The 5,154-nt window shown below is 58.1% G+C and carries 5 protein-coding genes; all 5 read right to left on the minus strand.

Annotation, left to right across the window (positions count from 1 at the left end):
• Window positions 1–677, minus strand: a 677-nt coding sequence (locus FJ147_26960; GenBank protein MBM4259528.1) for an asparagine synthetase B, incomplete at its 3' end; no start/stop codon positions are given.
• A 52-nt stretch (window positions 678–729) separates the two neighbouring features.
• Entirely contained in the window at window positions 730–2,511 is a 1,782-nt protein-coding gene (locus FJ147_26965; GenBank protein MBM4259529.1) for a glycosyltransferase, read from the minus strand.
• A 4-nt stretch (window positions 2,512–2,515) separates the two neighbouring features.
• Window positions 2,516–3,433, minus strand: a complete 918-nt coding sequence (locus FJ147_26970; protein ID MBM4259530.1) for an FkbM family methyltransferase — start codon at window positions 3,431–3,433, stop codon at window positions 2,516–2,518.
• Complete coding sequence (locus tag FJ147_26975) at window positions 3,426–4,481, minus strand: NAD-dependent epimerase/dehydratase family protein (GenBank protein ID MBM4259531.1); 1,056 nt, start codon at window positions 4,479–4,481, stop codon at window positions 3,426–3,428. The genes FJ147_26970 and FJ147_26975 overlap by 8 nt, the downstream gene beginning before the upstream one ends.
• Before the next feature lie 13 nt (window positions 4,482–4,494).
• A partial coding sequence (locus tag FJ147_26980) for a glycosyltransferase family 4 protein (protein MBM4259532.1) occupies window positions 4,495–5,154 on the minus strand: 660 nt, incomplete at its 5' end.

Raw genomic sequence — 5,154 nt, forward strand, 5'->3', positions numbered from 1 at the left:
AGCGTCCAGTAACGCCGAGCATCCAACCGGCCTGCGCGCCACCTCGCCCAATGCCCCGCCGGCAAACAGCGGACATCCTTGAGCAGTGTGCGCGGCTCCGGCACGGAGCCGGTGCGGAAGTAGCCGTGCACGCCCACGGGATCAAGCTCGCGCGACACCAACCCGGAGGCGATCAAGGCGCGGACTTCCGACGCGAAAACCAACCGGCCGTCCCGTTCCGCCAGATACAGCGGCTTGATGCCGAAGGCGTCCCGAGCAAACAAGCACGACCGCTCCCGCTCATCCCACAGTGCGAAGGCAAACATGCCGCGCAGCTTGGCCACGCATTCCGTGCCATAGGCTTCGTAGGCGCGGAGGATGACCTCCGTGTCTGAATTCGAACGGAAGGCAACGCCGCGCGCTTCCAAGCCCGTGCGTAACCCGCGGTGGTTGTAAATCTCGCCATTGAACACAATGGTCAACCGGCCGTCCGGCGTGGACATCGGCTGATGGCCGGCGGGGCTGAGGTCAATAATCGACAGCCGCGCATGGGCCAGCGCCGCGTGGCTGCCGGGCGCGGTCCACATCCCGCTGTCATCCGGCCCGCGATGACGCAGGGCGCGGAGCATGACGGGCAACGTCTGCTGCGCCGCGCCATCCAAGGGACTGCTTACGAGGATGCCTGCGATACCGCACATACATGTTCAACCGGATAAGTGCCGCATATACGAATAGATTGAGATTCGGTAGTCAGTTCGGGCCAACCGGTTTTACAATCTCAATGAGCACATTCACTCGCAGAATTCCTTCGGTGCCACCTGGAAAGTGCACCGTGCAACCTTTGGCTTCGGCCCATGTTCGCACCTCATCACGGCTGGCAGCATAAATTGCATCCACGTCTGGAGTAATTTTGATGCCTGGCTCCAAGCACTGCGGGGTAAGATTGACGGGAAAGGGCCCCACGGTGTTTCCGGCCCGCTGCAAAGCGCAAGGAAGTCTAAAACGCGAGTCCAACAGTCGCACTAGTGCATGGAAAATTCGTCCCGACTGGACGTGTTCGCGGGCAGTATGATCATCCCACCCAAGCGCCTGCGAACCGAAAATGTGCGACGCCTTCATATCCGGGAAAGTCAGCAGGAGTCTTCCGCCCGGTTTCACCACTCGAAGCAGATTGTTAAGAAACCGCTCGGGAAAAGCACAGTGCTCCAGAACATAGTATGAGAAAACACAATCTTGAGTCTCAGCGGGGAGACACAAGTCATAACCGCTCCCGCAAATCCAGACCGCTCCCGGCAACCTCCGTTGGTTGTCAGCTATCACTTTGGGAGACATTTCAAGGCCCGTGTAAACACCGCCAAATCCGGCACTCAGCAGCCGCTTGTAAATGCGCCCACTGCCACAGCCCACTTCGAGAGCGGTTTGCGGCTGTGCATCCAATACCGCTTTGCGTAGCGCCCCTTCTGTTATTGGCTGCGCGCTCGCCTCGGCATCAACCATCGCTTGGTATGCATCTCGCGTGGCAGGTTCACTGTAGAAGCGCCCCATGCGCGTCGAAAGCAACTGTAGCTGGGACTCCATCATGGGATCACTGCTCGACACCCAGCGAAACGATCGTCGTCCGAGCCACTGTTCGTGCAAGCACTTGAACAGCGACCATATCACGTAGAAGGAGGCTGGGACGGTTGCCCACGCTCGCTCAAAGTGGCCGCGTAGCACACCACCGACTAAGCGCCGACCCAGCGTGCCCAGATGCCCTGTGTGATACGCTGCGACTGCGGCTGCGGTCATCGCCAAGTGATGCCGTTGCATGATCGAAATCGTCTCATACACGTCTCGGTGGCGACGGAAGCTGATGTTGGAACTGCCTGTGGGATTCATCCGGTAGGTCATCAGGGCGCGCGGTAAATACTCTACGTCCCACCCAGCCCCAAGCAAACGCATCAAGAAATCCCAGTCACCCTTCAAACGAAAACCAGGCGGGAGGCCACCGATCTCGCGGTAAGTCTTCACTCGCGTAGCACAGGAGGAAATATGCCACCAGCAGCCTTTCCGGATCGTGCCCGCCACACTCGCAGCGTTCCCTACAATCCGCTCCGGCGTTGGCGGTTGACGGTTCTCGCCTTTGATGATCATTCCGTTCTCCTCTAAATTGTCCCAACTCGTGCAGATTGTGCCCACCTTTCCATCGGCCGCCGCAATCCTTTCAAGCAGCGCCTCCAGCCAGCCGGGTTTGGCCAAGTTGTCCGCGTGCATCACCAGATACCATTCAATGTGTGCCGGTAGTCGCGCGATGCACTCGTTCATATTCCGATACTCGCCACGGTTGACTGGCGAATCATACACTTCCATTGGAGTTGATCCCCTCCACGTCTCACGCGCCACCTGAATGGTGCGGTCTTTGGAGCAATCATCCGTGATAATAACGCGATCCACCTCGGCCAAAGCTGGTCCCTGAGCCAGCAGACTTTGTAGTGTTGCAGCGACGTAGGCTTCGCAATTATAGGAAGGGACGACGATGACTATTTTTGACATAAGCTCAACGGCATTGGGTGTCTTTGGTTTGTGGCGAGCCTGCTAAGGAGCGGAGTCTGCGTATAATGCGATACGCCAGGCGTCTCAGAGGTCCATAGTTATCAGGGTAGGCATGCAGAAAACGTGGCAAATGTTGAACCCTTTGCAGAGAGTAAGGCACCTGATGCCAAGGCATCTTGCCACACCCAGCGAGGTGCACGCTCCCATCATAACCGCAAAAAAAATGGGTAATCAAGGTGCGATCCTTCCGCAGAGCGCCGACAGAATTGTCTTGGATACCAAATAGTGGGAAATATTCTTTTCTTACACAGATTAGATTCCCTGTGGTGATGCAGATAGGCTCATATCCCTTTTCCTTGGCGAGCGTGTGCAGAGCCGCAACGCTCGCCCCTTGTTGCACCAAGGGTGAGGGTGCCTGGACGAAGTGAACTTCATCGGCCACGGTGGGATTGAACTCAATAACGACAACTCTCGGTGTGTATTTCTGAGCCGCCCTCCACACATGGTAATCGTTCCCATCGATATCGATGCTCAACAGATCAAAATCGATTGGGATCGGTGTTCGCGCCAGTGTAGCGTCCAATGTGTCGTTCCCCTCAAAGCCAATAAACTGCTGCAGGCAAAGGATCTCAGGGCGACCAGAAAACCGCTTGGTGAGAAGTCCAAAGCGTGTTGGATCCGGCTCAATCAAGACTGCGGCGAACTGCTGTTTTTCAATGAGGCTTGTGGTATTGCTCAAGTGTTCACCATCCCACGCACCGAATTCTACGCACCAAGGCTTAACACTCTGAGGGAGAATGGAGAAGATCTTCTCGAGAATCCCGTCCTCACCAGCCTGCGAATACTCGTTTCGGTAGTGCTCAAGTAACCAAGCGTTCGGTTTGACATTCATGTTTTGGTTTGTTGATTGCCAATTATGCATCCCGACGCTTCGACCACGATTGGTGGATTTCCTGGAACGTGGTCTGCAAATCCTTCGTAATACCCCAGCCGGGATAGTGCGCGCGCATCTTCTCCAAGTTTGAGATGTAGCAGATGTGGTCGCCAGCGCGGTTTTGGTCCACGTATTCGTGGTGCATCGGCTGACCGGAAATGGAGGCGATGAGGTCGAAGGCCTCAAAGATGGAGATGGAGTTCTCGCGCCCGCCGCCGATGTTATAGACCTCACCTCGGCGCGGCGCGGCGATGAAACGCTCCATGAACGTGACGACATCGTGGCTGTGGATATTGTCGCGCACCTGCTTGCCCTTATAGCCGAAAACACGGTAGGTGCGGCCTTCGAGGTTGCACTTGATCAGATAGCTCAGGAAGCCGTGCAGCTCTACGCCGCTGTGATTGGGCCCGGTAAGACAGCCGCCACGCAGCACGCAGGTGGGCAGCCCGAAATAGCGGCCATACTCTTGCACCATCACGTCGGCGGCGACCTTCGACGCGCCGAAGAGCGAGTGTTTGCTCTGGTCAATGCGGAATGTCTCGCGGATGCCGTCGCGATAGGTGGGGTCCGCGTAATCCCAGCGCTTCTCCAGCTCGACAAGTGGAATCTCGTTGGGCGCGTCACCGTAGACCTTGTTCGTGCTCATGTGGACGAACGGCGACTCCGGGCAAGCCTGGCGCGTGGCTTCGAGAAAGTTCAGCGTCCCGACCGCATTTACGTCGAAGTCGTCAAACGGCCGACTCGCTGCTAGGTCGTGGCTGGGCTGAGCAGCGGTGTGAACGAGCGCGTCGGGCCGCACTTCCTCGAGCAAGGCCAGCACGCCTGCGCGGTCGCGGATGTCCAACTCATAGTGCCGGAAACTGGGGAACTGCTCCTTCAGTCGGCGCGTATTCCAGCGCGTGTCGCCGCCAGGGCCGAAGAAGTCCGCCCGCATGTTGTTGTCCACGCCGTGGACGGCCCAACCAGTGCGGGAGAAATGTTCGACCACCTCCGAGCCGATGAGGCCAGAAGAGCCGGTGACGAGTAGTTTCTTCATAAGGATGGCAAGATCATAGGGGGCGCTGGGTGCAACTCGCGAGCGAGTTTTCCACGCGACGCTGAAAAGCACCAAACCCAAACTCTTTAACGGCTCGGCGGCGCAGTTCAGTGGGGTCGAACAGCATACGGTTCGGATGCCGCTGAGCCAAGAGGTCGGACAGTGTGATGGAGATGGCGGGCACGTCGGTTGGGTCCACCAGAGCACCGAGTTGGCCGTCCATCAAAGGCTCGGTCGAGCCATCTTGATCGCCCGCCAGCACGGGTTTCCCGCAGGCCATCGCCTCAAGAAACACGATGCCAAATCCTTCGCCCGTGCTCGGCATGGCAAAGACGTCACACAGCTGGTAATGCGCGCACAATTCAACCGTGGGCACGAAGCCGGCAAAAGTCACCCGCGTCCGGACTCCCGCGGTGTTCGCAAGTTGCTCCAGCCTTGGTTGGTCGTCTCCCCGTCCGGCGATGAGGTAGTGGACGGTGGGATGGTGCCTCGCGATTTCCGGCAGCGCAGTGATGATCCGGTCGAAGCCTTTGTAACGTTCGCCAGCGGCCAGCCGGCCGACGGAGAATATCACTTTCGCGTCCGCCGACAGACCATAGCGGTGGCGCAATTCCACGGGGGCCGGACCGGGCTGGAAGCGGTCTTCTTCAAAGGTGTCCGGCACCACGCGAAC

The sequence above is a fragment of the Deltaproteobacteria bacterium genome, assembly GCA_016874775.1.
Taxonomy (GTDB): Bacteria; Desulfobacterota; Binatia; order Bin18; family Bin18; genus VGTJ01.